The 26,581-nt window shown below is 62.1% G+C and carries 26 protein-coding genes and 1 tRNA gene; 15 read left to right on the forward strand and 12 right to left on the reverse strand.

Annotated features, from left to right (window positions below; genetic code table 11):
• The first annotated feature begins 125 nt into the window (after positions 1-125).
• Positions 126-551, forward strand: a complete 426-nt coding sequence (locus IB238_RS01700) for a MarR family winged helix-turn-helix transcriptional regulator (protein WP_192243001.1) — start codon at positions 126-128, stop codon at positions 549-551.
• Positions 552-671: 120 nt separating this feature from the next.
• On the opposite strand, the gene arsK is transcribed toward IB238_RS01700, so the two are convergent.
• The 4 genes from arsK to IB238_RS01720 are packed head-to-tail and all read right to left on the reverse strand — an operon-like array spanning position 672 to position 3,806.
• On the reverse strand, positions 672-1,898 hold the full coding sequence (gene arsK, locus IB238_RS01705; RefSeq protein WP_192243003.1) for an arsenite efflux MFS transporter ArsK: 1,227 nt from the start codon (positions 1,896-1,898) through the stop codon (positions 672-674).
• Positions 1,899-1,913: 15 nt separating this feature from the next.
• Positions 1,914-2,336, reverse strand: a complete 423-nt coding sequence (gene arsC, locus IB238_RS01710; protein ID WP_192243005.1) for an arsenate reductase (glutaredoxin) — start codon at positions 2,334-2,336, stop codon at positions 1,914-1,916.
• A gap of 2 nt (positions 2,337-2,338) precedes the next feature.
• A complete protein-coding gene (arsB, locus tag IB238_RS01715; protein WP_192243006.1) occupies positions 2,339-3,400 on the reverse strand; it encodes an ACR3 family arsenite efflux transporter in 1,062 nt (353 codons plus the stop codon).
• A 49-nt stretch (positions 3,401-3,449) separates the two neighbouring features.
• The gene (locus tag IB238_RS01720; protein ID WP_192243008.1) at positions 3,450-3,806 is read right to left on the reverse strand and encodes a metalloregulator ArsR/SmtB family transcription factor; all 357 of its coding nucleotides are present in this window, start codon (positions 3,804-3,806) and stop codon (positions 3,450-3,452) included.
• Between the two features lie 42 nt (positions 3,807-3,848).
• On the opposite strand from IB238_RS01720, the gene IB238_RS01725 reads away from it, so the two are divergent.
• Complete coding sequence (locus IB238_RS01725; RefSeq protein WP_192243010.1) at positions 3,849-4,370, forward strand: DUF6428 family protein; 522 nt, start codon at positions 3,849-3,851, stop codon at positions 4,368-4,370.
• A 109-nt stretch (positions 4,371-4,479) separates the two neighbouring features.
• Here IB238_RS01725 and IB238_RS01730 read toward each other — a convergent pair whose 3' ends face one another.
• The 4 genes from IB238_RS01730 to IB238_RS01745 all read right to left on the reverse strand — a co-directional run bounded on the left by IB238_RS01730 (position 4,480) and on the right by IB238_RS01745 (position 6,656).
• On the reverse strand, positions 4,480-4,809 hold the full coding sequence (locus IB238_RS01730) for a hypothetical protein (protein ID WP_192243012.1): 330 nt from the start codon (positions 4,807-4,809) through the stop codon (positions 4,480-4,482).
• Between the two features lie 200 nt (positions 4,810-5,009).
• Positions 5,010-5,336, reverse strand: a complete 327-nt coding sequence (locus IB238_RS01735; RefSeq protein ID WP_192243014.1) for a succinoglycan biosynthesis protein exoi — start codon at positions 5,334-5,336, stop codon at positions 5,010-5,012.
• A 154-nt stretch (positions 5,337-5,490) separates the two neighbouring features.
• Positions 5,491-6,240, reverse strand: a complete 750-nt coding sequence (locus tag IB238_RS01740; RefSeq protein WP_192243016.1) for a class I SAM-dependent methyltransferase — start codon at positions 6,238-6,240, stop codon at positions 5,491-5,493.
• Positions 6,241-6,302: 62 nt separating this feature from the next.
• A complete protein-coding gene (locus IB238_RS01745; protein ID WP_192243018.1) occupies positions 6,303-6,656 on the reverse strand; it encodes a hypothetical protein in 354 nt (117 codons plus the stop codon).
• Positions 6,657-6,911: 255 nt separating this feature from the next.
• On the opposite strand from IB238_RS01745, the gene IB238_RS01750 reads away from it, so the two are divergent.
• Together IB238_RS01750 and IB238_RS01755 are read left to right on the forward strand one after the other, a co-directional pair.
• Positions 6,912-7,370, forward strand: coding sequence for a YbaK/EbsC family protein (locus IB238_RS01750; RefSeq protein WP_192243019.1), 459 nt, complete (start codon positions 6,912-6,914; stop codon positions 7,368-7,370).
• Positions 7,371-7,457: 87 nt separating this feature from the next.
• A complete protein-coding gene (locus IB238_RS01755) occupies positions 7,458-8,639 on the forward strand; it encodes a DUF3095 domain-containing protein (protein WP_192243021.1) in 1,182 nt (393 codons plus the stop codon).
• 35 nt (positions 8,640-8,674) lie between these two features.
• Here the strand turns inward: IB238_RS01755 and IB238_RS01760 are convergent, their stop codons facing one another.
• The gene (locus IB238_RS01760; protein WP_192243023.1) at positions 8,675-9,505 is read right to left on the reverse strand and encodes an alpha/beta hydrolase; all 831 of its coding nucleotides are present in this window, start codon (positions 9,503-9,505) and stop codon (positions 8,675-8,677) included.
• Between the two features lie 163 nt (positions 9,506-9,668).
• Here IB238_RS01760 and kynA point away from each other — a divergent pair, with 163 nt between their 5' ends.
• Positions 9,669-10,505, forward strand: a complete 837-nt coding sequence (kynA, locus tag IB238_RS01765; protein ID WP_192243025.1) for a tryptophan 2,3-dioxygenase — start codon at positions 9,669-9,671, stop codon at positions 10,503-10,505.
• 85 nt (positions 10,506-10,590) lie between these two features.
• Here kynA and IB238_RS01770 read toward each other — a convergent pair whose 3' ends face one another.
• Complete coding sequence (locus tag IB238_RS01770) at positions 10,591-11,343, reverse strand: GntR family transcriptional regulator (RefSeq protein ID WP_192243026.1); 753 nt, start codon at positions 11,341-11,343, stop codon at positions 10,591-10,593.
• Between the two features lie 181 nt (positions 11,344-11,524).
• Between IB238_RS01770 and IB238_RS01775 the strand changes: the two genes are divergently transcribed.
• From IB238_RS01775 to IB238_RS01795, 5 genes are all read left to right on the forward strand, one after another.
• Positions 11,525-12,508 carry an ABC transporter substrate-binding protein gene (locus IB238_RS01775; protein WP_192243028.1) on the forward strand — a complete coding sequence of 328 codons (984 nt, stop codon included), beginning with the start codon at positions 11,525-11,527 and terminating at the stop codon, positions 12,506-12,508.
• Positions 12,509-12,574: 66 nt separating this feature from the next.
• Positions 12,575-13,354, forward strand: coding sequence for an ABC transporter ATP-binding protein (locus tag IB238_RS01780; protein WP_192243030.1), 780 nt, complete (start codon positions 12,575-12,577; stop codon positions 13,352-13,354).
• A gap of 5 nt (positions 13,355-13,359) precedes the next feature.
• A complete protein-coding gene (locus tag IB238_RS01785; protein ID WP_192243032.1) occupies positions 13,360-14,283 on the forward strand; it encodes an ABC transporter permease in 924 nt (307 codons plus the stop codon).
• A 115-nt stretch (positions 14,284-14,398) separates the two neighbouring features.
• Positions 14,399-15,646 (forward strand): kynureninase, encoded by a 1,248-nt coding sequence (kynU, locus tag IB238_RS01790; RefSeq protein WP_192243033.1) that lies wholly within the window; start codon positions 14,399-14,401, stop codon positions 15,644-15,646.
• A 125-nt stretch (positions 15,647-15,771) separates the two neighbouring features.
• On the forward strand, positions 15,772-16,077 hold the full coding sequence (locus IB238_RS01795; RefSeq protein ID WP_192243034.1) for a hypothetical protein: 306 nt from the start codon (positions 15,772-15,774) through the stop codon (positions 16,075-16,077).
• Between the two features lie 494 nt (positions 16,078-16,571).
• Here the strand turns inward: IB238_RS01795 and IB238_RS01800 are convergent.
• A tRNA-Pro gene (locus IB238_RS01800) sits at positions 16,572-16,648 on the reverse strand.
• Positions 16,649-16,797: 149 nt separating this feature from the next.
• On the opposite strand from IB238_RS01800, the gene IB238_RS01805 reads away from it, so the two are divergent.
• The 4 genes from IB238_RS01805 to IB238_RS01820 all read left to right on the forward strand — a co-directional run bounded on the left by IB238_RS01805 (position 16,798) and on the right by IB238_RS01820 (position 21,723).
• Entirely contained in the window at positions 16,798-17,331 is a 534-nt protein-coding gene (locus IB238_RS01805) for an MgtC/SapB family protein (protein ID WP_192247261.1), read from the forward strand.
• Between the two features lie 249 nt (positions 17,332-17,580).
• The gene (locus IB238_RS01810) at positions 17,581-19,320 is read left to right on the forward strand and encodes a type I secretion system permease/ATPase (RefSeq protein WP_348648183.1); all 1,740 of its coding nucleotides are present in this window, start codon (positions 17,581-17,583) and stop codon (positions 19,318-19,320) included.
• Positions 19,321-19,359: 39 nt separating this feature from the next.
• Complete coding sequence (locus tag IB238_RS01815; RefSeq protein ID WP_192243036.1) at positions 19,360-20,655, forward strand: HlyD family type I secretion periplasmic adaptor subunit; 1,296 nt, start codon at positions 19,360-19,362, stop codon at positions 20,653-20,655.
• Positions 20,656-20,763: 108 nt separating this feature from the next.
• Complete coding sequence (locus IB238_RS01820) at positions 20,764-21,723, forward strand: bile acid:sodium symporter family protein (protein WP_192243037.1); 960 nt, start codon at positions 20,764-20,766, stop codon at positions 21,721-21,723.
• A 348-nt stretch (positions 21,724-22,071) separates the two neighbouring features.
• Here the strand turns inward: IB238_RS01820 and IB238_RS01825 are convergent, their stop codons facing one another.
• Complete coding sequence (locus IB238_RS01825) at positions 22,072-23,130, reverse strand: AraC family transcriptional regulator (RefSeq protein WP_192243038.1); 1,059 nt, start codon at positions 23,128-23,130, stop codon at positions 22,072-22,074.
• 226 nt (positions 23,131-23,356) lie between these two features.
• On the opposite strand from IB238_RS01825, the gene IB238_RS01830 reads away from it, so the two are divergent.
• A complete protein-coding gene (locus IB238_RS01830; RefSeq protein WP_192243039.1) occupies positions 23,357-26,521 on the forward strand; it encodes a calcium-binding protein in 3,165 nt (1,054 codons plus the stop codon).
• Positions 26,522-26,581 lie beyond the last annotated feature (60 nt).

The following is a 26,581-nucleotide window of genomic DNA, read 5'->3' on the forward strand; positions in this document are numbered from 1 at the left end:
GTTTGTTCGCAATGTCAAGATTTTTCATCCACCCCGTAGCTACGCGGAGGTTCAGGCTTGAGAAGTTTCACTGACAATAATATGGCCTGAGCCAAGATGTTGGGTATCCCTTACGAGCCGTCCGAATGACCAATGCCAGTAATGTCAAACTCCTCCAGATCATTTCCACTCTCCGCAGGGGCGGGGAGCAGATGCCAATCCAGATGGCGCACGTGTTCCTGGCCATCATGGCACGTCCCGGCACCACAATGGCCAATCTCGCGGACGAGGTAGGCATCTCTCAGGCATCCTGCTCGCGCTCTGTCGCGGCACTGGGCGACTGGCACAGGCTGGGCAAACCGGGATATGGTCTCATTGAGACCGCGCCTGACCCGAAGGAGGGGCGCAGAATGATCATGTTCCTCAGCCCGAAGGGTCGCCAGCTCGCGCGCCAACTCCTCATCACTGTAGACCCTGACAATGTAGTCGAGGATTCCCACTTTCCGAGCGCGAAGGAATACCTTAACGGTGCATACTATAAGCGTTTGAGTGAAACACCAATCAAGCGTTGATGCGTGGACGGTCACGCTGGCGAACGAAGAGACGGCACCTTCACTGCCTTCACACACGCTTTCAGTTGCTCTTGCTTCAGCCCACCGAGGCACACTTTCGCGGCCAATCTCTGTGCGAACTCATTCCGTACCACGGAGCGTATCATTTCGTGCAGAACCGAGCGCCAGGTGGCCCAAAATCATGAAGCCGGCCAGGCCCAGGCCGCCAAGCGCCGCAGTTATGGCAAGTGATACTGTCATGCTGAAGTTTTCGGTCAGGGCGGCGAAAACGAACGGGGCGGCGGCGCCGGCGCTCAGGCGGATCGCTGCCATTTTTCCTGTGAGGCTGCCGTAGCCGTTTGAGCCGAAGAGATGAAGCGGAAGCGCCCCTTGCGCGATGCTGTTGACGCCGGAGCCAAGGCCCAGCAACAGGGCGAAGACAGCGGCTCCGGCGATCCACCCTCCGGAGACGAGCAGCGTCACGATGCCGCCGACGATCATCATGGCGGCGAGCGTTGCCAGCGTTGTTGCCGAGAGCCTTTGACCGAACAGCATGTTGATCAGTCGGCTGAGGACCTGGGAGGGCCCGAAAATGGTGCTGACCATGACCGCCGCTGCGCCAAGGCCGAGTTGGGTGAGCATCGGAACCATGTGCACGAGCATCGAGGACAGGGCAAAGCCCTGAAGGGCGAACGCGGCCGACGCCACATAGAAGCCGACCCTGCGCCTATCCGGGCGCAGAACGCCATGAACCTCGCGCCGGCCGGTCATTGATTCCGCTCCAGCGTGTTCGACAGGCTTTCGACGCATGACCCAGACGTGAATCGGAGCGCAAACCGCAAGGTTGAGAACGGCGTAGAACAAGTAGATTTCCCGCCACGTGTACAGGCCGTGCAGGCTCGAGGTGATCGGCCAGAAGAGGGTCGAGGCAAAGCCGCCGATCAAGGTCAGATAGGTGATGCTTTTTGCGGCCACCATGGGGCGGAATTGCACGAGCGTGGCGAACGCCGCCTGATACTGGACCATGGACGATGCGACCTCCAGCAGGATGATCGCGGCGATGAACACGGAAGCCGAGGCGGAATAAGCGCAAAGAGCCAGCGCGAATGCGGCAAACAGCGATCCGAGCGCCATCATGCCCCGGGCGCCGAAACGATCCATCATGGAGCCCAGCACGGGGGCTGCGAGCCCGCCGACCAGCAGCGCGACCGAAAAGACGGCAAAGACCGCATCGACCGTCCATCCCGCTTCCTCGGCCATGTCCGGGGCGAGAATGCTGAAGCTGTAGTAGAGGGTGCCATAGCCGATGATCTGGGTCAGGCCCAGGGCCGCGACGATGGCAGAAGGCATTCGTTCCTGTTCGGACATGCTCTCGCTCGCGGGTCAGGCTATGCGCTTGCCTTGAGCATCGAGGACGCGCTCGCCGTCCTCCTTCACGAAGGGGCCTGCGAATGTGTCGGGCAGGATGTCCAGAACCACCTCCGAAGGGCGGCACAGCCGTGTTCCGAGCGGCGTGATGACCAAGGGGCGATTGATCAGGATGGGGTGCGCCATCATCGCGTCGATCAGTTGCTCATCGGTCAGGGAATCGTCATCGAGTCCGAGATCGGCGTAGGGTGTGCCCTTCTCTCTGATCGCCTGCCGTACCGTCAGGCTGGCATCCTTTATCATCGTCGCCAGTTCAGTCCGCGATGGCGGGGTTAGAAGGTACTCGATGACCGTCGGTTCGATGCCGGCATGCCGGATGAGCGCCAACGTATTGCGCGAGGTGCCGCAATCGGGGTTGTGATAGATCGTGGCATCCATGGTCAGGCTCTTTCGTCTGCGATCGTCTTCTGGGCGGCGGGCAAGCCCCGCTCATACCAGCCCTTGCTGCGGTTGACGATCCATACCACGGTGAGCATTACCGGAACCTCTATCAGGACGCCAACCACTGTTGCCAGCGCTGCGCCCGAGTTGAAGCCGAAGAGACTGATTGCTGCGGCAACCGCGAGTTCAAAGAAGTTCGATGCACCGATCAGGGCTGAGGGGCCGGCAACGCAATGCTGCTCGCCGAAGACGCGGTTCAAGAGATAGGCAAGCCCCGCGTTGAAATAGACCTGGATGAGAATTGGGATGGCGAGGAGGGCGATAACCACCGGCTGGGCGATGATCTGCTGCCCCTGAAAGCCGAACAGCAAGATCAATGTGGTGAGCAGCGCGAGCAGTGAGATCGGCTGAAGCTTGGCGAGCAGGCCAGTCAATCGGTCCGGGCTGCCGTCCTTCAGCATCGCGTGTCGAATGACTTGCGCGGCGATCACCGGCAGGACGATGTAAAGCACGACGGACAGGATGAGCGTGCTCCACGGAACGGTGATCGCCGAGAGGCCGAGCAGCAGCGCCACGATGGGGGCGAAGGCGATGACCATGATGGTGTCGTTAAGGGCGACCTGCGACAGCGTGAAATGTGGCTCGCCCCTGGTCAGGTTCGACCACACGAACACCATGGCCGTGCACGGCGCGGCGGCGAGAATGACCAGACCTGCGATGTAGGAATCGATCTGGTCTGCCGGAAGCAGGGGGCGGAACAGCCACCCGATGAAAAGCCAGCCGAGCAACGCCATCGAGAACGGCTTGACGGCCCAGTTGATGAACAGCGTCACACCGATGCCTCGCCAATGGCGCCCAACTTGCCCCAAGGCGGAGAAATCGATCTTCAGCAGCATCGGTACGATCATAAGCCAGATCAGCACCGCGACCGGAATGTTGACCCGGGCCAGCTCCGCGCTGCCGATGGTTTGAAAGAAGGCTGGGAAGGCCTGTCCAAGCGCAATGCCGACAACAATGCAGATCGCGACCCAGACGGTCAGGTATCGTTCGAATGTGGACAAGATCAGTCTCGAAGTTCACGCATCATCAGGGATGTGGAGATCAGTTCACTCACTGCATCTTCTCCTTCAGGGCAGGCGAACAACAGACGTTCGAAGCGCCGACAGGAGCGCAGATTTCGGGATGACCGGCACAGCAGTCTTCCATCAGGAAGCGAACCAGTCCCCCAAGCGCATCATAGTCGGCGCGATAGATGATGGAGCGGGACGCCCGTTCGGTCGACACAAGGCCGGCTCGCTCCAGCTCCTTCAGGTGAAACGAGACATTTGATGGGGAGACGTCCAGCTTCTCGCCGATCTGTCCGGAGGGCATCCCGTCAGGTCCGGCGACGACGAGGAGCCGGACGATCTGGAGGCGGGTTTCCTGGGAAAGGGCCGCGAATGCGCCGAGGGCTTGACGTTCTTCCATGTTTCGATATTCCTAATATCATTAAAATATTGGATAGACGATATGACCGCGCTCGACAAGACCGAAAATTCACAGGCCGACATCTCGCTCACGGCCCTTCTGGTTGCCCTTGATGCGGCGCCCGACCTTCCGCTGGTCTTTCACTACGAAGGAAGGCCTGTCAGGCCGGGCTATCATGTGACCGAGGTGAAGGCGGGCCAGTTCTCGGCGCTTGACTGCGGGGCGAACCCGGAGGCGTGGAGCGAAATCTTCGTCCAGTTGTGGGATGTTGACGAAGGCGGACGAAACCACATGCGGGCCGGCAAGTTCGCGGCGATCATCCGCAAGGTCTCCGAGCATGTGGGCCTGAATGGCTCGGCCAGGCTGACATTTGAGGTCAGTGACGGTATTCGCCCGATGCAGCTCTTCTGCGCCGATGCGCCGATCTTTGACCAGGACGCGATCAGGGTGGATCTGCAACCGCGTCCAGCAAGCTGCAAGCCGCGTGACAGGTGGTTGGCCGAGAAGCAGGCGGCAACGTCAGGATGTTGTGGTCCGTCTTTAAGCAAGGCTTGTTACCCCTGAGAACAGCGTTGAGCGGCACGCCACTGAAAATGGCTTTGCCGAGACTCCCCTATAGCAAAAAACCCGCCAAGTTTCCCCGGCGGGTCGCAACGGACGAAAGTCCGGTCGCTTATTCGTGGATCGTGTACTCGCCGAGCTCGCAGAGGTTTTGCGAGTCCGTTGTGGTGTCGAGGTCGTCACCCTGGAACTCGAAGCGCATGTCGTATTCGCAGACGGTGCGGCCGTCAGCGATCGTGATTTCCATCTCCTCACCCGGGCCGAGCGCCTGGCGGCCGAAAATGTCATCTTCCCAGTTTTCGACACCGACCGGCGACGCGTAGAAGTTGTTCAGCACGGAGTTCGTGCCGTTCTTCAGGGTGAAGACCAGGTCCTCTGCCTGGGCAGCGCCGGCTGCCAGGGAAAGTGCGGCGGCAAGTATCGTGATTTTGAATTTTCTCATATTATACAACCCTCTATAGCCCCAATTGTTGGGTAAGAGCGTTAAAGCAGGTTGTGCCTGAACGGGATATGAACCTGCTGGTGTGTATCGCCCGCACCGTCATATTTGTATTGAGTGAAATAAGTGCTGGCCAAGACGCACGGTTCAACAGCGGGCCGCCTCGGCGCGGCAGGGCCGATCGGTCGCCGCCGTGCAGCCCGCTAGTGCCGCGCCTTGTGCCAACCTGCGGCGCGCGCCTGCTCCTCGCTGCAGAACCAGCGCTCGCCCCCAGCCGGCTGGACCCGGATCGACGCGTAGCGGTCCTGGCCCGGCAGGTAGTAGCTCTTGCTGCCGTCGACCAGGTCAATGTTGCCCTTGATCTGGCAGTTCGCGACCGCGGCGCGGAAGGCCGTGACCAGCCCCGTGCCGCTCATATTGTCAAAGATGACGAACAACAGCCCGACACAGATCAGGCCGGGAATGGCTGACACAAGCGGCAGGCTGCGACGGCGCTCCTGCCTATGCTCGGCAAATTTCGGGTGCATCATACTCCCTCCAGCATCCCACAATGATCGCTGCAGGGTGTTGCCGCGCGCTTAAGAAACGCGCTTATCCGGGAATAAAAGACGATGCTAAAATTTTAACGAATGGTTGACGCCCGGAACATGCCCAGAGGCTCGCGACTGGCTGAGGTCATGGAGGTCAGGCGGTGGAAAGCCTGCCGATCGGGATGATTTCCGGGGCGTTCTCGTGCCATGCGCCGCCCTGCCAGTCGCCCGCCCAGCGTTCGACCGAAAGTTCATAGTCGGCAAGCATCGCCTCGACCCGTGCTTTCGGCGTAAACAGGATCTTCGATTCCGCCATGAGGTGCTGGTCGTTCTTTTCGATCCAGTAGTGGGTCTGATAGGTGACGATGCCAGTCGCCTCGTCGTGCGCCATGTCGTTCCACGCCTTCACCCGTCCGTGCCGGGCGTGTTCCAGCACGCGTCCGGATTCCTGCGGCACCCACTCCAGCCATTCGCGCACAAGTGGATTGCGCGTGTCGAAGATGAAGCGGCCGCCCGGCGCCAGATGGGCGGCAATGGTGGCAAGAACGGCGCGCTGGTCGGCCTCGTTCAGAAAGACCTGGAAAGCGTGCCCGGTCATCACCACGAGGTCGAAAGTCTCGCCCAACCGGACCGTCCGTGCGTCGCCTTCGATGAACCGCACGTAATGCGCGCCCGGTTTGGCGCGGGCAATTTCGAGCATTGCGGCAGCTGGATCGACGCCGGCGACCCGGCGGCCTGCGCCAAGCGCGATCGCAAGCTCGCCCGTCCCGCAGCCGAGATCGAGAACGGAAGTGGCGTCCGCGGCAATCGCGGCAACATAGTCCAGATCCGTGCCCCAGCCGTTTTCGAGATCGTAGAAATCGGCAAACACTGCGTCATCGAAGAGGCGGTCGAATGCAGGCATGCGTGGTCCCCTTGCAGGCGCGAACAAAAAGGCCGGAGCAGGGGTCCGGCCTTGGGGTCCTGTCAGGCGCTCGGGGCTTGCTTTGCCGCGTCCAGCACCTTCTCGCAATGCGACGGGCCGCCCTTTGGATCCTTGCGGTCGACGACGGGGCGGATCTTGCGGATCTTGTAGTCAGAGTTGACCGTCAACTCGACCTGGCAGGCCTTGCGGTTGATGAAGCCGCCACGCCAGGTGTAGAGCGTCTGCCCGTCGCTCGCGATATCGCGGACCGGCGGGCCGTATGCGGCGAAGAACGCGCCGGCGGATTGGCCGATCCAGCGGGTTTCCAGCGGCGTGGTCGGAATGGTTGGGGCGACGGAGGTGCATCCGGCGACGGCAAGCATCAGGCCTGCCAGGGTGGCAATGCGAAGGATCATGCGAACCAATTCCTTGGGCGTTGTGCGGGGTAAATACTGGCGCTTGGGAGCGTGCCTTTCGCTCTATCGCAGACCGGGGAAAAGGAAAGTCGCTTCTTCGGTAACACGCCGTTGTCCAAGGCATCGATTTGTCAAGTTTGGCCGAATTGCAACACTTTGCGGCGCCATGCAGTCGGGCTGGTACGGCGCTCGCGCAAAGCGGCAGGATGGCGAGTGCTTGCCGAAGGGCGCAATCCCCGATATCCATTCACCACCATGAGTCTCGAATCCGTCCGCAAGTTTTTTGAGGCGCACGCGCCCGAAATCGAAATCCTCCAGACCGAGGAAAGCTCGGCGACGGTCGCGCTGGCGGCAGCCGCCCATGGCGTGGCCCCCGAGCAGATCGCCAAGACGATCTGCCTGCGCGTCGGCGAGGAGACGATGCTGGTCGTCGCAAGCGGCACGGCGCGCCTGGACAACCGCAAGTTCAAGGACCGCTTCGGCGGCAAGGCCCGCATGCTCGAGGCAGAGCAGGTCGTTGCCGTGACGAGCCATCCTGTCGGCGGTGTCTGCCCCTTCGGCCTGCCGTCCGAGATTCCGGTCTATTGCGACGTGTCGCTGCAGCCGTTTGAGGAAATCGTTCCCGCGGCCGGTGCGACCAATGCCGCCGTCCGCATTCCGACGGAGCGGATGATCGAGCTCGTTGGCGGCACCTGGGTCGACGTCTGCCAGTAGAACTGGCCACTCGACTGCGCCATCCGGCCCGTCGATCGCTCACGGCATTCTGATCCAGTAGCGAAACCCAATATGGTAGGCTCGCCCATGGTCGACAGTGCCGATGACGATTTCTTCAGCACGCTGGCGAGCTTCTCCGATTTCGAGGGAGTGGCCGATGAGGCCAACTATCATCCGCTGCCGGACGGATGGGCGCTCGTGCTTGCCGATATCGTCGATTCGACCGGGGCCATCGAGGCCGGACGCTACAAATCCGTCAATATGGCTGGCGCCAGCGTCATTTCCGGTGTGCTGAACGCGATCGGTCGCCACGACCTGCCCTTCGTCTTCGGCGGAGACGGGGCACTGGTCGCGGTGCCGGCGATGCAGGTGGGCACGGCGCGCGCTGCCCTTTCTGCCGTGCAGCGCTGGACGATGGAGGAGCTGAAGCTCGACATGCGCGGCGCCGTCGTTCCCGTGTCGACCATCCGCGCGGCCGGGCAGGACGTGCTGGTGGCGCGCTACCGGGTGAACGAATTCGTCTCCTATGCCATGTTTGCCGGAGGAGGGGCCGCCTGGGCCGAGCGGCGCATGAAGGAGGGGCTTGATATGAACCCGATAGCCCCGCCGGGCGCGCGACCGGATCTCGCCGGACTCTCCTGCCGCTGGAACCCGATCGCCGCGCGTCACGGCGAAATCGTCTCGATCATCGCCGTTCCCGTTCCGGGCGGCAGCGAACCGGCCTTCCGCACGCTCGTTTCCGATGTCGTCGCCCTGGCAGCGCGTGAAGAGAGTGCCGGCCGTCCGGTCAGTATCGAAGGGCTGCGCCTCGGGCTCAGCCCGGCTTCCCTTGATGCCGAGGCGCGGGCGGCCGTGCCGAAGGGCGGGCGGCTCCGACGCAAGGCGTTTATCGTGCTGCAGTACCTGCTGATGCAGACATTGCTGCGGCTGGGCCTCACTCTTGGGCGCTTTGATCCGAAGCGCTATCGCAACGACATCGTCGCCAATTCCGACTTCCGCAAGTTCGACGACGGGCTGAAGATGACGCTCGATGTCGATCCGGACCGACTGGCGGAGATCGAGGCGCGGCTGGAAAGGGCGCGGCTGGAGGGCGTTTGTCGCTACGGCCTGCACCGGCAGGATACCGCGCTGATGACCTGCGTCGTGCCGACGCCGCTTGCCCGCGATCACGTGCACTTCATCGATGGTGCCTCCGGCGGATATGCGGTTGCGGCGGCCAAGCTGAAGGCGGCATTAACGGCCGATGCCCCAGCTGCTAATGCCTATTGAGGCAACTGAAGCGGCACACAAGCTGGCCCCGTCCGTTACTCGCCGAGGAGCGTGCGCGTAAGCGGATGGTCAGGATCTGCAAGACCATCGACGACGTTGTAGTGATGGCGATCCGGCTCCTCGATGGCGGCCGTCTCAGCCCCCAGTCCCATCCAGATGTTGGCGAGCAGCGCGTTCTGACGACGGAATTCGGGCCGCTCGCAGTTGCCGACCCAGCAGGTGACGCGCGCGCCCTCGATCGGGCGAAGCAGTGCCGGGCTCTCGGCGCATGCGGTCGCCTCGTCCAGCCGCAGCGTCTCGTTCATCGCGGTCCGCATCAACGGGCGCAGATCGTGCAGGCCGGAAATGGAGAGGATATGGCGGACGCGCTTGCGGATCTCGGCGGAAAGCGGCGAATTTTCGCAGGCCATGCGGCTGGCAAGATGGCCACCGGCCGAGTGTCCGGTGATCATGATGGGGCCACCGACCATTGCGGCAGCGGACATGATTGCGGCACCGACTTCTGCGGTGATGTCTGATATCGTCACCTCCGGGCAATGCGTATAGGTGGGCATGGCCACCGCATAGCCGCGGGCGAGGGGACCCTTTGCCAGATGGGAGAGGAAGCGCTGGTCGCACTGCATCCAGTAGCCGCCATGGATGAAGACGACGAGCCCTTTCGGATCGCCTTCAGGCAGGAACAGGTCGAGACGGTTGCGCGTTGCGGCGCCATAGGAGAGGTCGAGCCTGACCCGCCGTGCTGCTGCAGCTTCTTCGAGATATCGCCGGGCGGGCTCTTCCCAGGCGCCCGGCCAGCGGTCTCCCCCGGCAATGTTTGCGCTATTGCTGTACGCGTTGCTCCAGTCCTCGATCTTGAATCCGAACATGCCTTGTCCTCCTGCAGTCCGGGCGCAGTCTATAGGGCGAGGCTGAATGCCTGGGTAGCCGCCCGATCGAAATTTTCACTCGGAGGGTTCAGATCGGCGGCAAATTGTGGTCAATGCTGTCGTTACAGGGGACGGTTCGGATCCGGCCGGCAGGAGAAGCAAGATGATAGAACCATACGATCCCGCCAGCGAAGGCGCGCAGATGTCGTTCAAGGACCGCATGTCCTACAGCGACTATCTCGATCTCGAAAAGGTGCTGAACGCGCAGGCGCCGCTGTCGAGCGCGCATGACGAAATGTTGTTCATCATCCAGCACCAGACATCCGAATTGTGGATGAAGCTCGCGCTGCACGAGATGCGCGCTGCGATCTCCTCAATTCGGGCGGATCGGCTGGATCTCTCCTTCAAGATGCTGTCGCGCGTCGCCCGCATCTTCGAGCAGTTGAACAGTGCCTGGGACGTGCTGCGGACAATGACGCCGAGCGAATATACGGATTTCCGCGACGCGCTGGGCCAGTCCTCCGGCTTTCAGTCGTGGCAATACCGCGCAATCGAGTTCCTCACCGGCAACCGCAACCTCGCCATGCTCGGGCCGCACCAGCACCGCCCCGATCTGATGGAGAAGCTGGAGGCCATCCTTTCACAGCCATCGCTCTACGACGAGGCCATCCTCCTTCTCGGACGCAACGGCTTCGACATCGGCGCGGATGCCGGTCGCACCGACTGGCGCGAGACGCGCGGCGAGAACGAGGCGGTTCTGGCTGCGTGGCAGGCGGTCTATCGCGATCCGCAGCGCCACTGGATGCTTTATGAGCTTGCGGAAAAGCTGGTCGATTTCGAGGACTACTTCCGCCGCTGGCGCTTCAATCACGTGACCACCGTCGAGCGCGTCATCGGCATGAAGCGCGGCACTGGCGGCACCGGCGGCGCCTCCTACCTGAAGAAGATGTTGGAGGTCGTACTGTTTCCCGAATTGTGGAAGGTCCGCACCGTGCTTTGAGCGCAGCTTGAAGGGCCGGATTCAGTGCGTGAGGGTGGCTGCCTAGAGCGTTGAAATGAATCCGTTGTTTGAGATCCGCTCGAAATCAGGCCGTGAGTTCGACGGCTCGAACTGCCGCGCCGTCCTCGGAATGGGCATAGACGTCCATCGTGTAGCCGATGTGTTCTTCCATCAGCTTTTGCGCGCGTTCCGCGTCCCGGTCGAGCGCCGCCTCCATCAGTGCGGTGTGATGGGCAAGTCCCATCGCTTCGCGCAAGGCGGCCATCGCGGCCTCGTGTCCGTCGATCCGGCCGGCCGCGGCGCGCAGCGTCGGCGCCAACCCAAGGAAGCGATGATGCCGGCGCAACTGATCGGAGATCGTGTTTCGGAAGCGCAGCAGCCAGCTGGAGGTCGCGGCTCCGATGAGCGCCGAATGAAAGGCCTCGTGCTTCTCGTCCCAGTCGTTGACGGCAGTTTCGGATGGATCATCGCCCGCCGTCTTGCACCGCGAAAGGCGGTAGTGCGCCGTAACAAGCGCCTCTTCCCAGGCATTGCCGCCACGTTCGATGGATTCGAGCAGGAGCGGAACTTCGACGACCATGCGGGCGCGTACCAGATCTTCCAACTCGTGCCGCGACACAGGCGCCACGGCGAAGCCGCGATTGCTGACAGCCGTCACCAGCCGTTCGGCTTCCAGTCTAGACAGCGCCTCGCGCAGCGGTGTCCAGCCGAGAGCGTAGGTCTCTCGCAATGAACCGAGCTTGAGGGACGCGCCGGGAGGCAGTCGGGTGGAGAGAATATCGCGTCGCAGGAGCCAGTAGGCCTCCTCGGTCTTCGTTCCGCCTCTCTCGTTCCGCATAGTCTCTCCCGGCCGGAGCGGCCCAATCCTGCAGATATATATAGAATAGGTTTCGGCAAAATATATATCATCTGCAAAGTCGCAGAAGATTATATATCGGCGTTTGACAGCGTTCGTTGCACCGCTATGATCGCCGCCAGACTGCGGGCTCGCCGCGGCTTTGTCATGTGTGGAGGAAATAATGTTGAAGTCGAAATTTGGTTGGTTGTCAGGGATCGTTCTCGCCGGCGCCCTGATGGCGGCAGGCTCCGCCGCAGCTGATCCAATCCGCATCGGTATTGCCAATTTCGGCGAGCATCCGCAGCTGAACGCCTCGATTGTCGGCTTCAAGAAGGCACTGGCCGAAAACGGCTTCGTCGAGGGCACGGATGTCGTCTACACCGAGAGCCACACGAATTTCGATGCCTCTCTCGTGCCCCAGATGATCCAGAAGCTCCAGTCCGAGCAGCCGAAGATGATCTACACCGTCACGACGCCGGTCTCGCAGATCGCCAAGAAGGCGCTCGCCGGCTCGGGCATTCCGGTCGTATTCACCGCCGTGACCGACCCGGTCGCAGCCAAGCTCGTTCCGTCCTGGGAGGCCGGTGACGAAGGCATGACAGGCGCCACCGACCTTCAGGACGTCGGCGCGGTGATGGCGTTCGCCAAGAAGCTGGTTCCGACGGCAAAGCGCATCGGCGTTCCCTACAATCCGGGTGAAGCCAACGACGTGGCGCTGCTGGAGAAGATGAAGGAAGCCGGTCCGGCTGCGGGCCTCGAGGTCGTCGAAGTCGGCGTCGACAACGTCAACGACATTCAGCAGCGCATCGCCTCGCTCGCCGGCAAGGCCGACGTGATCTACACGCCGGCATCGAACCTGCTGCAGCCGGCGATCGCCGCCGTTGCCGCCGCCGCTCGCCAGGCCGGCATCCCGATCGTCAATTCCGACGACGCGGCCGTCCGCAACGGCGTGGTGCCGGCAAGCTTCGCCGTGAACTACGACCAGGTCGGTATTGCCGCCGGCAAGATCGCCGCCGAGATCCTGAAGGGCAAGGACCCGAAGGAAATCCCGGCCTGGCGCCCGGCCTATGAGGACCATGCGCCGCTGGTGAACAAGGACGTGTTGAAGGAGTTCGGCGCCGAGCTCCCGGCCTCGTTCGACAACTGCGAATGCTTCACCAACTAATCGCCTAAAACAAAGCAGAAAGTTCGACGGCGCCCTCGGGCGCCGTCGTCATACAGGGAGAAGCGGATGCTCGAAATCCGATCGGCGCGAAAGACCTTCTACAGGGGGCAGCCGGACGAAAAGGTCGCACTCGACGGCCTGAACCTCAAGCTCGCCAATGGCGAGTTCGGAGTGGTCATTGGCTCGAACGGCGCAGGCAAGAGCAGCATGCTCAATGCCATTTCCGGGGCGCTGGTGCTCGATGCCGGCAAGATCCTTATCAATGGCGACGATGTGACCGACATGCCGGTCCATAAGCGGGCAACTCGCCTTGCACGGGTCTTCCAGGATCCGATGAAGGGTACCGCAGCCAGCATGACCATTGCCGAGAACATGCTGCTTGCCGAGTTGCGCGCGTCCAGGCGCACGCTCAGGAAGGGCCTCAACGCTGCACGCCTCGCAGACTACAAGGAACGGCTTTCCGTGCTCGGCCTCGGCCTGGAAAACCGCCTCGACACCCGCGTCGACTTGCTTTCGGGCGGCCAGCGGCAATCCCTGTCGCTGATCATGGCCGTTGGTGGCAAGCCCGATGTGCTGCTTCTCGACGAGCACACGGCGGCGCTGGATCCGCGCACGGCGGACATTGTCATGCAGGCGACGGTGCGCGCCGTCGAGGCGCTGAAGCTGACGACGCTGATGGTGACGCACAACATGCAGCACGCCATCGATTTCGGCGACAGCGTCGTGATGCTCGATGCCGGCAAGGTGCGCCTTGAGATCACCGGCGAAGAGAAGAAGAACGCCACGGTCGCTGACCTGGTGAGCCACTTCGCCGTGAAGACCGACCGCATGATTTTGGCGAGCTGACAACCATGGATTTCTTTCAGACCACGCTCACGAGCTTCCTCGGGCTGATCCCGGTCACGCTGGCCCAGAGCCTCATCCTCGCCTTCGTGGTGCTCGGCATCATGATCCCGTTCCGCATGCTGAACTTCCCGGACCTGACGAGCGAGGGCGCATTCCCGCTCGGCGGTTGCGTCTGCGGCGTGCTGCTGGCAGCGGGCGTTGCACCGTTTCCGGCGGTGCTTGTGGCGATGCTGGTTGGCTTCCTCGCCGGCTGCTGCACGGCCTTCATCCACCTGCGCTTCCGCATCCACACGCTGCTCGCCGGTATTCTCATGATGACGATGCTCTACAGCATCAACCTCCGCATCATGGGTAAATCCAACCTTTCTGTGTTCGGCTCGCCGACGCTGTTTGACAACGTGCCGTTCACGCAGGCCGGCTTCCCTGTAGCCAAGATCGTCGTTGCAGGCCTCTTCGGCCTCGTCGTCTTCCTGCTGCTTGACCGCTTCTTCAAGACGGAGAAGGGGACGGCGGTCCGTGCCGTCGGCGCCAACCCCGACATGGCCGAGGCGCAGGGGATCAACGTCTGGGCAGCCACGATCGGCGGTGTCGGCATGGCAAGCGCGTTTTCCGCCACCGGCGGCGCGCTGATGGTGCAGTCGCAGGGCTTTGCCGACGTCAACATGGGCATCGGCATCCTGATCAACGGCCTTGCCGCGCTGATGATCGGCGAAGCGATCGTCGGCAAGAAGACGGTGCTGCGCCAGTTGCTGGCGCCGTTCGTCGGTGCGGTCGTCTACTATCAGCTCGTCTCGCTCTGCCTTGCCGCCGGCATGCCGCCGCCGGACCTGAAACTTGCGACCGGCCTATTCGTGCTCGCCATGCTGGCTCTGCCGAGCCTGAAGCGGAGTCGCGGCCCGGCACCTGCACGCGAGCACATGCGCGAATAGCAGGGTTCTGCGCATTCCCGACGACCGCTCGCCGGGAGTGCGCCCATCGCACCGATTGCCGCACTTTGCCCCCTCGTGCGGGCGGCGTGGCCCGACGAAACAGGATTGCTCGATCATGACCGGAACCCTTGATGTCGCTGCCGTCGATGCCATGGACGCGGCAGACCCCCTGCGCGCCTATCGCAAAAACTTCGCCCTTGCGGACGGGATGATCTATCTCGACGGAAACTCCCTGGGGGCGGCTTCTCTTGCAGCCTTTGCCGAACTGGAAACGGCGGCGAAGGAGGAGTGGGGCCGGGACCTGATCAAGAGCTGGAACACGGCCGGCTGGTTCCAGCTGCCGCTCGAACTCGGCGACCGCGTCGGCCGCCTGATCGGTGCCGCAGCCGGTCAGACGGTCGTCTGCGATACAACGTCGCTCAACATCTACAAGGCGCTGCATGCCGCGATGGCGCTTCGCCCGGACCGCAAGGTGATCGTCGCCGAAGCCGGCAGTTTCCCGACCGACCTCTATGTCGCCGAGGGTGTCGCCTCGACGCTGCCGGGAGCGAAACTGCGCCTCGAAGGCATTGATGCGCCTGATATCGAGGACCTGATCGACGAAACGGTCGCCGTTATCCTCGTCAACCACGTCAACTACAAGAGCGGTGAGTTACGCGACATGGCCGCGCTGACGAAGCGGGCGCACGAGGCCGGCGCGCTGGTCGTCTGGGACTTGTGCCACTCGGCTGGCGCCCTGCCGGTTGATCTCGATGGTGCCAATGTCGACTTCGCGGTCGGCTGCACCTACAAATATCTGAACGGCGGCCCCGGCTCGCCAGCCTTCGTCTACGCTGCCCGCCGCCATCACGAAAACATTGTCCAGCCGCTCAGCGGCTGGTGGGGCCACGCCCGACCCTTTGCCTTCGAGCATCGCTATGCGGCCGGGGCCGGCATGGTGCGCTTCCTTTGCGGCACGCAACCGATCCTGTCGCTGCGCGCCCTGAAGGGAGCCCTCGACATGTGGGACACGGTCGACATGGCGGCACTGCGCGAAAAAAGCATCGCGCTGACGAACCTTTTCATCCGCCTTGTCGAGGAGAAGTGCGGCCAGTACGGCATCGTGCTGGAAACGCCGCGCGAGGCCGACAAACGCGGCAGCCAGGTATCGTTCAGCCATCCGGGCGCTTACGAGGTCATGCAGGCGCTGATCGAGCGCGGCGTGATCGGCGATTTTCGCGCGCCGTCCACCATGCGTTTCGGTTTCACGCCGCTCTATGTCGGCTATCGCGACGTGTTCGAGGCGGTCAATGTGCTGGAGGAAATCCTGCGCACCGAGGTCTGGCGCGATGTCCGCTATGCGGTTCGTGGCGCGGTGACCTAGCCCCGAAGCACTCCGGTAGCCGGCCGGCGTTCTGCCAGCTTCGGTGTCCTGCCCGCTGTCGCGTCTTTATGCTGCCATGCTAATGTTCCTTCATGGACCCCCAAAGTCGGTGGAGGAGGCGACGTATGCGAATTGCACGCTCGATGCTGACAGTCCTCATGGTCACGGTCTCGCTAGCCGGGACGGCTTCGGCGCATAGCTTCTATGAGCTCGAATGCTGCTCCGGTCGCGATTGCAAGCCCGTGTCTGACGACGAGGTCAGGCCGACAAAGGAGGGTTGGCTGGTGAAGACGACCGGCGAGGTTATCAAATACAATAGCTGGCCGGTGAAGCATTCGCCCGACGGCCGCTTTCACCGCTGTGCAGGCCTGGGCAACTTCGGCCCGAAAGGGCGCACGCAATGTCTCTACGTGCCCGATTTCGGCGAGTGAGTGCTCCTGAACTGGCGGATAAGCGGTACAGGTCGTGCTAACGCGGTAGCGGCTGCCATGGGCGCCACGGCTGGGCGCAAAACTCGTCGACGTAATGGTCTTCTCCTTGGAAGACTTCGTGCTTGTTGTGGTGCTCATCGTCTTCGTCATCGCCGTCATCATCTACGTCATCATCGTTATCGACTTGGTTCTGGGCCAGTTGCTGACCAGAACTCTGTTGATCGGCATATGCGCCGGTCGACGTAGACGAGAGGGTGGTTGTTGGCAGCGTAGGCGCGAGAGGGATCTCTCTACAAGCAATAGTAGCACAATCGCAAAGATGCGATAGCGGATTCGGGTGGGCGAAATCACTTCGCCGTCGCCGAATTAGAGGATGGATTTCAAGGGTCGAACACCCGCACCAGATTTGCCCGCTCTGAATGCACGACTCCGCTCACGAATAAAACCGGCGTGCGACGTTTACGGGGAAAGTGCCTTCGGGAGAAGCATTTAGCTGGTCGGAGTGGAGTGATTCGAACACTCGACCCCCTCGTCCCGAACGAGGTGCGCTACCAGGCTGCGCTACACTCCGTGACCAGCGGCGTCCGTATAGAACAGCCCTTTCGTTTCCACAAGCGCCAAACTGAAAAAAAATCGCAGGGTGGCGACGGTCCACAGTTGGGCGCCGAAACCACTGGGGCTTGCCGGGAACTTCGAATGCAGTATGGCGTTTCGCTCGCCATGCAGCAGGTCGTCAATGATATCCTTCAGGAGACGGAGCTTCCGTTTGCAGTCATTGCGGCGCGGCTGATGGGAGCGATCGCCTTGGGCGCCCTGATCGGGCTCGAGCGCGAGTACCGCAATCACCCCGCCGGGCTTCGGACGCATATTCTTGTCAGTCTCGCCGCCGCGGTTTTTGCCATCATTTCCATCGAGATGGTACACATGCGCCACTTCGGCGACGCGCAGGTTCGCATCGACCCGCTGCGCGTCGTCGAGGCGGTGACATCAGGTGTTGCCTTTCTGGCTGCGGGCATGATCATCTTTTCGCGCGGTAAGGTGCGGAACCTGACGACGGGAGCTGGCATGTGGCTGTCGGGAGGAGTAGGCCTGTCGGTCGGGTTGGGCTACTGGGCGATCGCGGCCTTTTCTGCCGTTGCCTGCCTCATCGTTCTCAATCTGCTCGGTCGGCTCGCGGCCCAGACAGGCGAAGAGGTTGCTCCTCCAAACGACGCGGCCGCCGTCGTCAGCAAAGCAGAAGACAAACCGGCATGAACGGAAGCGTTGACATAGGTTTAATGCCGTAGGATTAATCGACATGGTAGCAATGGTGATTTAGATGTCACTAAAATGTCCAGTTGCTGCCATTTTGTGCGATTGATTTGCGAATAAAACGGGATCCATATCGTCTTTACTCTGAGACGACTTCCTGCCTTGTCCGCCCGCCAGTGTCCCCGGGCCTGACGCGGCAGGTTTTCGTGTTTTTATTTCGATACCGTCTCGACGGTGGAAAGAGGGCAAAACGTGGCATTTTCTGCAGGTAAGGTCGGCGCGGACGAGTTGCGCGCCGCGCTGAAGGATAGCGCGAATGCGTTTCTGGCAATGGGGCTGTTCAGCTTCTTCGTCAATCTTCTGGTCCTGACAGGGCCGCTCTTCATGCTTCAGATCTACGATCGCGTGCTCGCGTCCCGTTCCGAGGCGACGCTGGTGGCGTTGACGGGCCTGATCGTCGGCCTGTTCGCGATCATGGGCGTGCTGGACCACATTCGCAGCCGGCTTGCAGCCCGGGTTGGTGCCCGCTTCCAGGCGCGCTTCGACAAGCGCGTGTTCAATGCGGTGCTCGACCGCACCGGCCTGAACGCCAGGGGCATCTCGACGCTGACCGGCATGCGCGACCTCGACGCCATCCAGAAGGCGCTGTCTTCTCCGGCTCTGTTCACCGTCTTCGACATTCCGTGGACACCGTTCTTCCTGTTCATCATCTTCATGTTCCATCCGGCGATGGGAGCACTCGGCGTCGCCGGTGGCCTAATCCTCGTCACGCTGACATGGTTGAACCAGAACGGTACCAAGGCGGATCAGGAGCGGGCGATGGTGTCTGGTCGCATGAGCGACGAGATGACCCAAGTCCTGCAGCGCGAAAGCGATACCGTGCGCGCGCTCGGAATGCGTCGCTCCGTATCCGCGCGCTGGCAGAAGCTGCGCGACAAGGCGCTCGAAGCCAACATCCGTTACAGCGACAGCAACGGCTTCTATGCCATCTCGTCCAAGACCTTCCGTGTCTTCCTGCAGTCGGCCATCCTGGCGCTTGGTGCCTGGCTCGTGTTGCAGAACTCGATTTCGGCCGGCGCGATGATCGCAAGCTCGATCATCATCGGCCGCGCGCTCGCTCCTATTGAAGGTGCGATCGGCCAATGGGCGCTGGTACAGCGTGCGATCCAGGGTTGGTGGCAGCTGTCCGAGCTGCTCGGCAAGGTCCCGGAGGAAGAGGCCCGTACCGCGCTGCCCAAGCCGCGTGCGATCCTCGAAGTCAACCAGGTCACGGCGATCCCGCCGGGCGAGAAGGTCGCGACGCTCCGCATGCTCTCCTTCGATCTCGGTCCGGGCCAGGCGCTCGGCGTCATCGGCCAGAGCGCGTCGGGCAAGTCGACGCTGGCACGCATCCTCACCGGCATCTGGCCGCCGGCCGGCGGCAACGCCCGCCTCGACGGGGCCTCGCTTGAACAGTACGGCTTCGACGGTCTAGCCGAGCATGTCGGCTACCTGCCGCAGGACGTTGTGCTGTTCGAGGGAACGGTCGCGGAAAACATCGCCCGCATGCAGATAAACCCGGATGCGGAAAAGGTCGTCGCGGCTGCGAAGAAGGCCGGCGCGCACGACATGATCCTGCGCCTGCCGGACGGTTACGACACGCACCTGCCAGCAATCGGTGCCAAACTGTCCGGCGGCCAGAAGCAGCGCATCGGGCTTGCCCGTGCCCTGTTCGGCGATCCCGTGCTGGTGGTTCTCGACGAACCGAACTCGAACCTCGATGCCGAGGGCTCGATGGCGCTCAACCTCGCCATCCGCAACCTCAAGGCCGAGGGCAAATCTGTCGTGATCATGGCGCACCGGCCGGCCGCGATCGAGGAATGCGATCTCATTCTCATTCTCGAAAACGGTCAGCGTCTCGCCTTTGGTCCGCGTGACGACGTGCTCCGCGCACACCTGCGCAATCACGCCCAGGTCGTCGCAGGCACCGGCACCGGCGGCAGCAACAAGTAAGACGCCTCAAGGCGCGAGATAGAGTAGGAATTCGATACGATGGACAAGAAATGGAGCGGTCGGAGCTACGCGCTCATCGGGTACTGCACGGTCTTTGTGCTGCTTGGCGGCATGGCGTCCTGGGCAGCCCTGACCCGGATTAATGGCGCGGTCGTCGCAGCCGGTATCATCGAAGTCGCGAGCAACCGTCAGGTCGTTCAGCATCCCACCGGCGGCGTCGTTGGCAAGATCATGGTGCAGGACGGTGACAAGGTTGCCGCCGGAGACGTGTTGATGCGTCTTGACGACACGTTCGACCGGTCGGAGCTCGCGGTCATCGAGAGCCAGCTCTTCAGCCTGATGGGCACGGCCGCGCGCCTGATGGCCGAGCAGGACGAAAAGCCTGAAATTCGCTTCGATCCGGAGATGGTTGAGCGCGCAAAGTCCGATCCGGAGATCCAGGAGATCATCGACGGCCAGACGCGGCTGATGCGGGCGCGGCTGGAAACGCGCGACAAGCAGATCGGTCAGCTCACCGAGAAGAAGAAGCAGATTGCCAAGCAGAACGAAGGGCTCGAGAGCCGCATCGGGGCGCTGGACACCCAACTGAAGCTGATCAGCGAGGAACTGGATGCCCAGAACAAGCTGCTCAAGCAGTCGCTGACCAATGCCAGCCGTGTTCTGCAGCTTCAGCGCGAGGAGGCCGAGATTATCGGCACGATCAGCCAGGCCAAGTCGAACATCGCAGAAAATGCCGGCAAGGTGGCCGAGATCGAGCTTGCGATCCTCAACGTTGATTCCAACATGCGCGAAGAGGCGACGACGTCGCTGCGCGAGATCGAGGCGAAGATCGCCGAACTGAAGGAAAACCGCACCGCCAAGCTCGAAACCCTGAGCCGCATGGATATCACCGCTCCGGTTCCGGGCGTCATTCTCGGGCTGCAGGTGCACGCGCTGAAGTCGGTCATCAAGCCGGCCGACCCGCTGCTCTTCATCATCCCGCAGGAGAACAATCTCGTCATCAAGACGCAGATCTCGCCGACGCAGATCGATCAGGTCCATGTCGGCCAGGTCGCCCACATCCGCTTTGGCGCATTCGACCACCGCACGACACCGGAGATCTTCGGTCACGTGACGAAGGTTGCAGCCGACGTCCTTCAGGACCAGCGCACGGGTGCCACCTACTACCAGGCGGAAATCAAGCCGGACGCCGGCGAGATGAAGAAGCTCGGCGACAAGCAGGTCATCCCCGGCATGCCGGTCGAGACCTTCATCCAGACCTCCGAGCGCTCGCCGCTGGAGTACCTGGTCAAGCCGCTGGCCGATTATTTCAACAAGGCGTTCCGGGAGCGGTGATTCCTTTCGCCTCCGTCTCCTGTTGAGCAAGATTCGCTAATATTAGCGGTTGAACCATCCGCCCCGCAGGCGTACTGCGGGGCGGATGTTCATCATCTGGAGACTATTGTGAAAGCCATCGCATCCCTTTCCGCCTTCGTCGGAAAGACCTTCGCCCTTTGGGTCATCCTCTTCGCCGTCCTCGGTTTCGTCCTTCCCGATACGTTCAAGCAACTGACGCCCTATATCGTGACGCTGCTCGGCATCATCATGTTCGGCATGGGCCTGACACTGTCGCTCGACGATTTTCGTGAAGTCGCGCGCCGCCCGTTCGATGTCGGCGTCGGCGTTGCTTCCCAATTCATCATCATGCCGCTTATCGCTGTCGTGCTGACAAAGATCATCCCGATGTCACCCGAGGTTGCGGCTGGCGTGATCCTGGTCGGCTGCTGCCCCGGCGGCACGTCGAGCAACGTCATGACCTATCTGTCCAAGGGCGACGTCGCGCTCAGCGTGGCCTGCACCAGCGTCACGACGCTTGCTGCCCCGTTGGTCACGCCGTTCCTCGTCTGGTTCTTCGCCAGCCAGTACCTGCCGGTTGACGCGATGGCGATGCTCGTCAGCATCCTGAAGGTGGTCCTGCTGCCGTTGGCGCTTGGATTCCTGCTACAGAAGCTGTTGCCGCGTGTCGTCACGGCAGCAGTGCCGGCCCTTCCGCTCGTCAGCGTCGCCGGTATCGTTCTGATCGTCGCCGCAGTCGTGGGTGCCAGCAAGGCGGCGATCGCGAGCACCGGACTGATGATCTTCGCTGTCGTCATCCTGCACAATGGCGTCGGCTATCTGCTCGGCTATTTCGCCGCCAGGATGACCGGGCTCTCCGTCGCCAAGCGCAAGGCGATTGCGATCGAGGTGGGCATGCAGAACAGCGGCCTCGGTGCGGCGCTGGCCAATGCGCATTTTTCGCCGGTCGCCGCCGTTCCCAGCGCCATCTTCAGTGTCTGGCACAATATCTCGGGCGCGCTGATCGCGAACTATTTTTCTCAGGTTCCGAACCAGGAAACCGGCAAGGAAGCAGCGGCCACGCGTTGAGCATGCCGCAACGGCAATCACGCAATCTGCGTCTGCAAGTCACGGGTATCATTGCGATTCTCGGGGCTTGCAACTCGTTGGGACCGCACTGCTAATAAAAGCCACGGGAACAATGTGAATGCTCCGGCATTCCTTCCGCACCAACTGTCGCTGCGGAGGAAGACATGGGTCGAGCATTGATACTGTGGCTAATGGGCGTTCCGCTCTTCGTGGTCTTGCTGCTCTGGTACTTCTACTTCTGAGCAGGCTTGACCAAGTCACTACGCAAATAATGAACGAGAAGGGGCCCACGCGGCCCCTTCTGGCCGTCTCAGTCGCTCCAACGATTCTCGCGGCCGGCGGGCTCGTTCATGCCTTGCCCAGCCTGTTCAGCCAGTGGCCGAGACGTTCGCCGCCGTCGACCGGTTCGTCCAAATGCACAGGCCAGCCGTTTCCGGACTCGGCCAGCATCCGCACTTCACGCGGCGTCACGCCATAGTGGGCCTTGAAGGCGCGGGTGAAGGCCGGGATGTTGGAAAAACCGGTGTCGAAGGCAATTTCCGCCAGCTTTCGGTGGCTGGTCTGCCGGCTCGCGAGCTGCCGGAAGACGCGGCGCAGGCGCCGATCGCGAATGTAGCTTGCTACACCTCCCAGCGGCTCGAACAGCCGATAGAGGGAGGAGCGCGAGAAGCCCAATCGGCTGCAGATCATGTCCGGCCCGAGTTCCGCATCCATCAGGTGGCTGTCGACGAAGTGCTGCACGCGAGCAATTTCGGCGCGTGAGGCATGGGCCTGCCGAACATCGTTGTCGATGCTGTTGACTGTAAGGCTTGCGATCAGCCCGGCGGTGCTTTGGGCGAACATCGCGGCGTCCGGCAACGCGATCCGGTCCCGCTCCGACCAGAGCATTTGGACATGCGCCAGAAGCAGCTTTGCCTGTGTCGAGCTGGCCGGCAGATAGATGTCGTGCAGGCCGTCCAGTTCGAGGTCGGGCAGACCGAGCAGACTACGGGGAAAAACGAAGGTGAAGTTGCAGCAGTCCTTCGCTCTGGTCGAGATCGTCCGGGTGAGATCGCAGATGAACACGTCGCCCGGCGCCGAGACGACGGCATCACCCTTGACGATCCGCACGTCGCTGCCGGCGAGAATGATCTGCACGAGCACGGCGTCTGCGCCGACCTGCGCGACCTTCTTCATGCTGCGCTCGTAACGATAGGCGCCATTAGACATGTTTGCCTGGCTCAGCAGCATGGGACCGAGCTGGACGCAATCGACATGCACCCGAAAATCCGGCTGTTGCTGCCAGTCGTCGAGCGTTGCATCGAAGATGGCAGAAACCGCCTGCCTGTATGTCTCAAAACTCTCGGGATCGGAAAGGCCGCTGGCGCTCAAGGTCAGGTGCGGGAGTCTCTGCAGCACAGGCGCCATGCGGTTCTCAATGTGGGATGATTCAACGACAGATAATCACGTTGAGATTGATGCGGCGTCAACCCCCGGTTTGGCAATTGCTTCGGCGCAACACGCATATGCTTTGCGAATTATCCCAATGTCTTGACCAGATATCCCAAAGAGGGGCCGGGCCACGCCGGATCGGTTGATCTTCCGGCCTTTCCATTGTCCAAGCACGCAGTTCGCGAGGGATGAAGAGGCGGCAATGAGCTACACATACACCGAGATCATAGATACGGACCGGACCACCCGCTTTAACGCTCCGTTCAACAGCCTCGTTGTGGTCAACGCGGGGGTCACGGTCGATGTCACCGTGCCTGCCTCCGCGCCCTTCGCCGCACTGTCCGCCACCACGACCCGGTCGGACAGCGGCGGCTTCGATATCGCAGGCACGGTCAAGACGGACTGGGGCACGGCGATTTCTATCGCGGGATCCGAAGCGGAAGTCGCGGAGATCTATATCCGGTCGACCGGTCAAATTCTCGGTTACCAGGGCCTATACACATCGGTCTACGGTACTGAGATTAGCAACTACGGAAACATCGATACCCGCCAATATGCCGTATCCTTAGACGGAGAAGGCAGCAGCTTCACGAACTGGAACAAGGTTCGGGCCTGGACCTCGGCCGTGGTCGCCGACCAGGAGGATGCCGTCATCCGGAACCACGGGACGATCAGCGCCCAATACAGCGCTTTGACGGTGACCGGGGCGCTGGCCGACATCGAAAACAGGGGAACGATCACCGCCTACATGGGGGGCATTACCCTTGGAGGCTCCTATGCCTCGGTGACGAACTGGGGGTCAATCACGGCCTTCATGGCCGTGATCGTCGACGACCGGTTCGCCTCCTTCACCAATGAAGGCGGCGGTGTGATTACCAACACCATGGCGCATGGCGGTACCTTCCACCTGACGACGCGCGCCACTGATGCGGAGATCATCAACTACGGAATCATACGCGGCTTCGAGGGCGGGATGGCCATCTGGTCCGCCGGGGAGGGGCTCACGATCCGGAATGCCGGAACCATTGACGGCACCATCGTGCTCGATGGCACCAACCGGTTCGATGGCACTGTCCCCGACCTGTTCCTGACGAATTCGGGATCGATCACCGGCGCGATCACGTTGAGGCACGCTGCGGACCGGATCATCAATACCGGCTCGCTTGCAAGCGTCGATCTCGGCGGAGGCGACGATTTCTTCGATACGACGGGGGGAACCGTCAGCGGCATCGTCAAGGGCGGCTGGGGCGACGACGTCTTTGTCGTCTCCTCTGCAGTCACGCTCCAGGAAGAGGCCTACTACGGGGGGACCGATCTCGTGAAGGCCTCCCTGTCATGGACGCTCGGCGACTATTTCGAAAACCTGACGTTGCTGGGTGAGGGCAATATCGACGCGACCGGCAACGGTCTGGCCAACATCCTGACTGGCAATGACGGCAACAACACGCTTTCCGGCGGAGCGGGAGACGACACGCTGATCGGCGGACGGGGGGATGACGTCTACCTTATCGAGGCGGGCGACGAAGCCGACGTGATCCGGGAGAATGTGGGAGAAGGCAACGACAGTGTCCGCTCAGCCATCACGTTCTCGCTCGCCGGACTTACGACCGTCGAAAACCTCGCACTGACTGGCTCGGCAGCCATCGACGCCACCGGCAACGCACTCGACAACGTTCTGTGGGGCAATTCGGGTGCGAACAGTCTGGCTGGTGGCGACGGCAACGACACACTTTCCGGTGGCGCTGGCGTCGACTCGCTCGCCGGCGGGCGCGGGGACGACGTCTACATCATCGGCGCGGTCGGCGACGAAGCCGATGTGGTCCGGGAGAATGCGGGAGAAGGCAACGACACTGTTCGCTCGAGCATCAGCTTCTCGCTCGCGGGACTTGCCGCCGTCGAGAATATCAGACTCACCGGTCTGGCCGATATCGGCGCCACCGGCAACGCGCTCGACAATGTTCTCATCGGCAACCAGGCGGCCAATATTCTCTCCGGCGGCGACGGCAACGACACGCTGATCGGCAATGAAGGCGGCGACACCCTGCTCGGCGGACGCGGTGACGACCAGTACTATGTGGACGGCCTGTCCGACATCGTGTTGGAGACCCCAGGTGCCGGCAGCGATACCGTCTACTCGACGGTCTCGCTGGCGCTTGGCGAAAACGTCGAAAACCTCGTCCTGCAAGGCGCGGCTGAAAAAGCGACCGGAAACGCTGTGGCCAATAAGCTCACGGGCAACGACGCCGGCAACGAAATCACCGGGCGGGCCGGTCGCGACACACTGGTCGGCGGGCGCGGCAACGACATCTATACCATCACTGCGACAGGCGACGATGCGGATGTGATCGTCGAGAAGGCAGCGGAAGGTACGGATACCGTGCGCTCGGCGATCAGCTACTCGCTTGCAGCCCTTGCCGCCGTCGAAAACCTGACCTTGACGGGGGCTTCGACCACTAACGCCACCGGCAACGCGCTCGACAACGTGCTGACCGGCAATGATGCCGCAAACATCCTTTCTGGCGGTGCAGGCAAGGACACGCTGATCGGCGGGCGCGGCAACGACAGCTACTACGTCGACAATGTGTCCGATCTCGTGAGGGAAGCATCCGGCGCCGGCACGGATACGGTCTATTCCACCGTGTCGCTCACGCTCGCCGACAACGTGGAGAGACTTGTCCTGCAAGCCAAGGCCGGAACCGCGATCGGCAACGCACTGGTCAACATCCTGACCGGCAACGCCTATGCCAATTTGCTCGACGGGCGCGCCGGCGCCGATCGCATGGTGGGCGGAGCCGGCAACGACACCTACATCGTCGATAACGCGCGCGACAGCGTGCGGGAAAAGGCCGGAGAAGGCACCGACCTCGTCAAGTCGTCGGTCGGCTTCACGCTCGGCGACAATCTCGAGCACCTGCTGCTGACTGGAACGAGCGCCATTGCCGGTACCGGCAACGCGCTTTCGAACAGTATCACCGGCAATGCCGGTGCCAACATCCTCAAGGGGGAGGGCGGAGCAGACCGGTTGAACGGCGGCAGCGGGGCAGATGTGCTTTATGGCGGCAGCCGCAACGACTTGCTGATCGGCGGCGCAGGCGCGGATCGGCTTTCAGGAAATTCGGGAGCCGACACTTTCGTCTTCAGCGCCGCGAGCGGCCACGACACGATCACCGATTTCAGCACCGTCAGCGATGTCATCGATCTGTCGGCAATCTCGGAGATCACCAGCTTCAGCGACCTGAAAGCCCAACACCTCAGCGACGCCGGCAGCTACCTTCTGCTGACGTGGAACAGCGGCGCCAACTCGCTGAAGATTGCCGGGATAGCGTCCGTCAAGGAATTGTCGGCCGGGGACTTCATCTTCGCCTGACCCAAAGCCCATCGCGGAAGCCGCCCGGACGATCACTAGGGCGGCTTCCGGAGCAACGTC

This window comes from Rhizobium sp. ARZ01, assembly GCF_014851675.1.
Classification (GTDB): domain Bacteria; phylum Pseudomonadota; class Alphaproteobacteria; order Rhizobiales; family Rhizobiaceae; genus Mycoplana.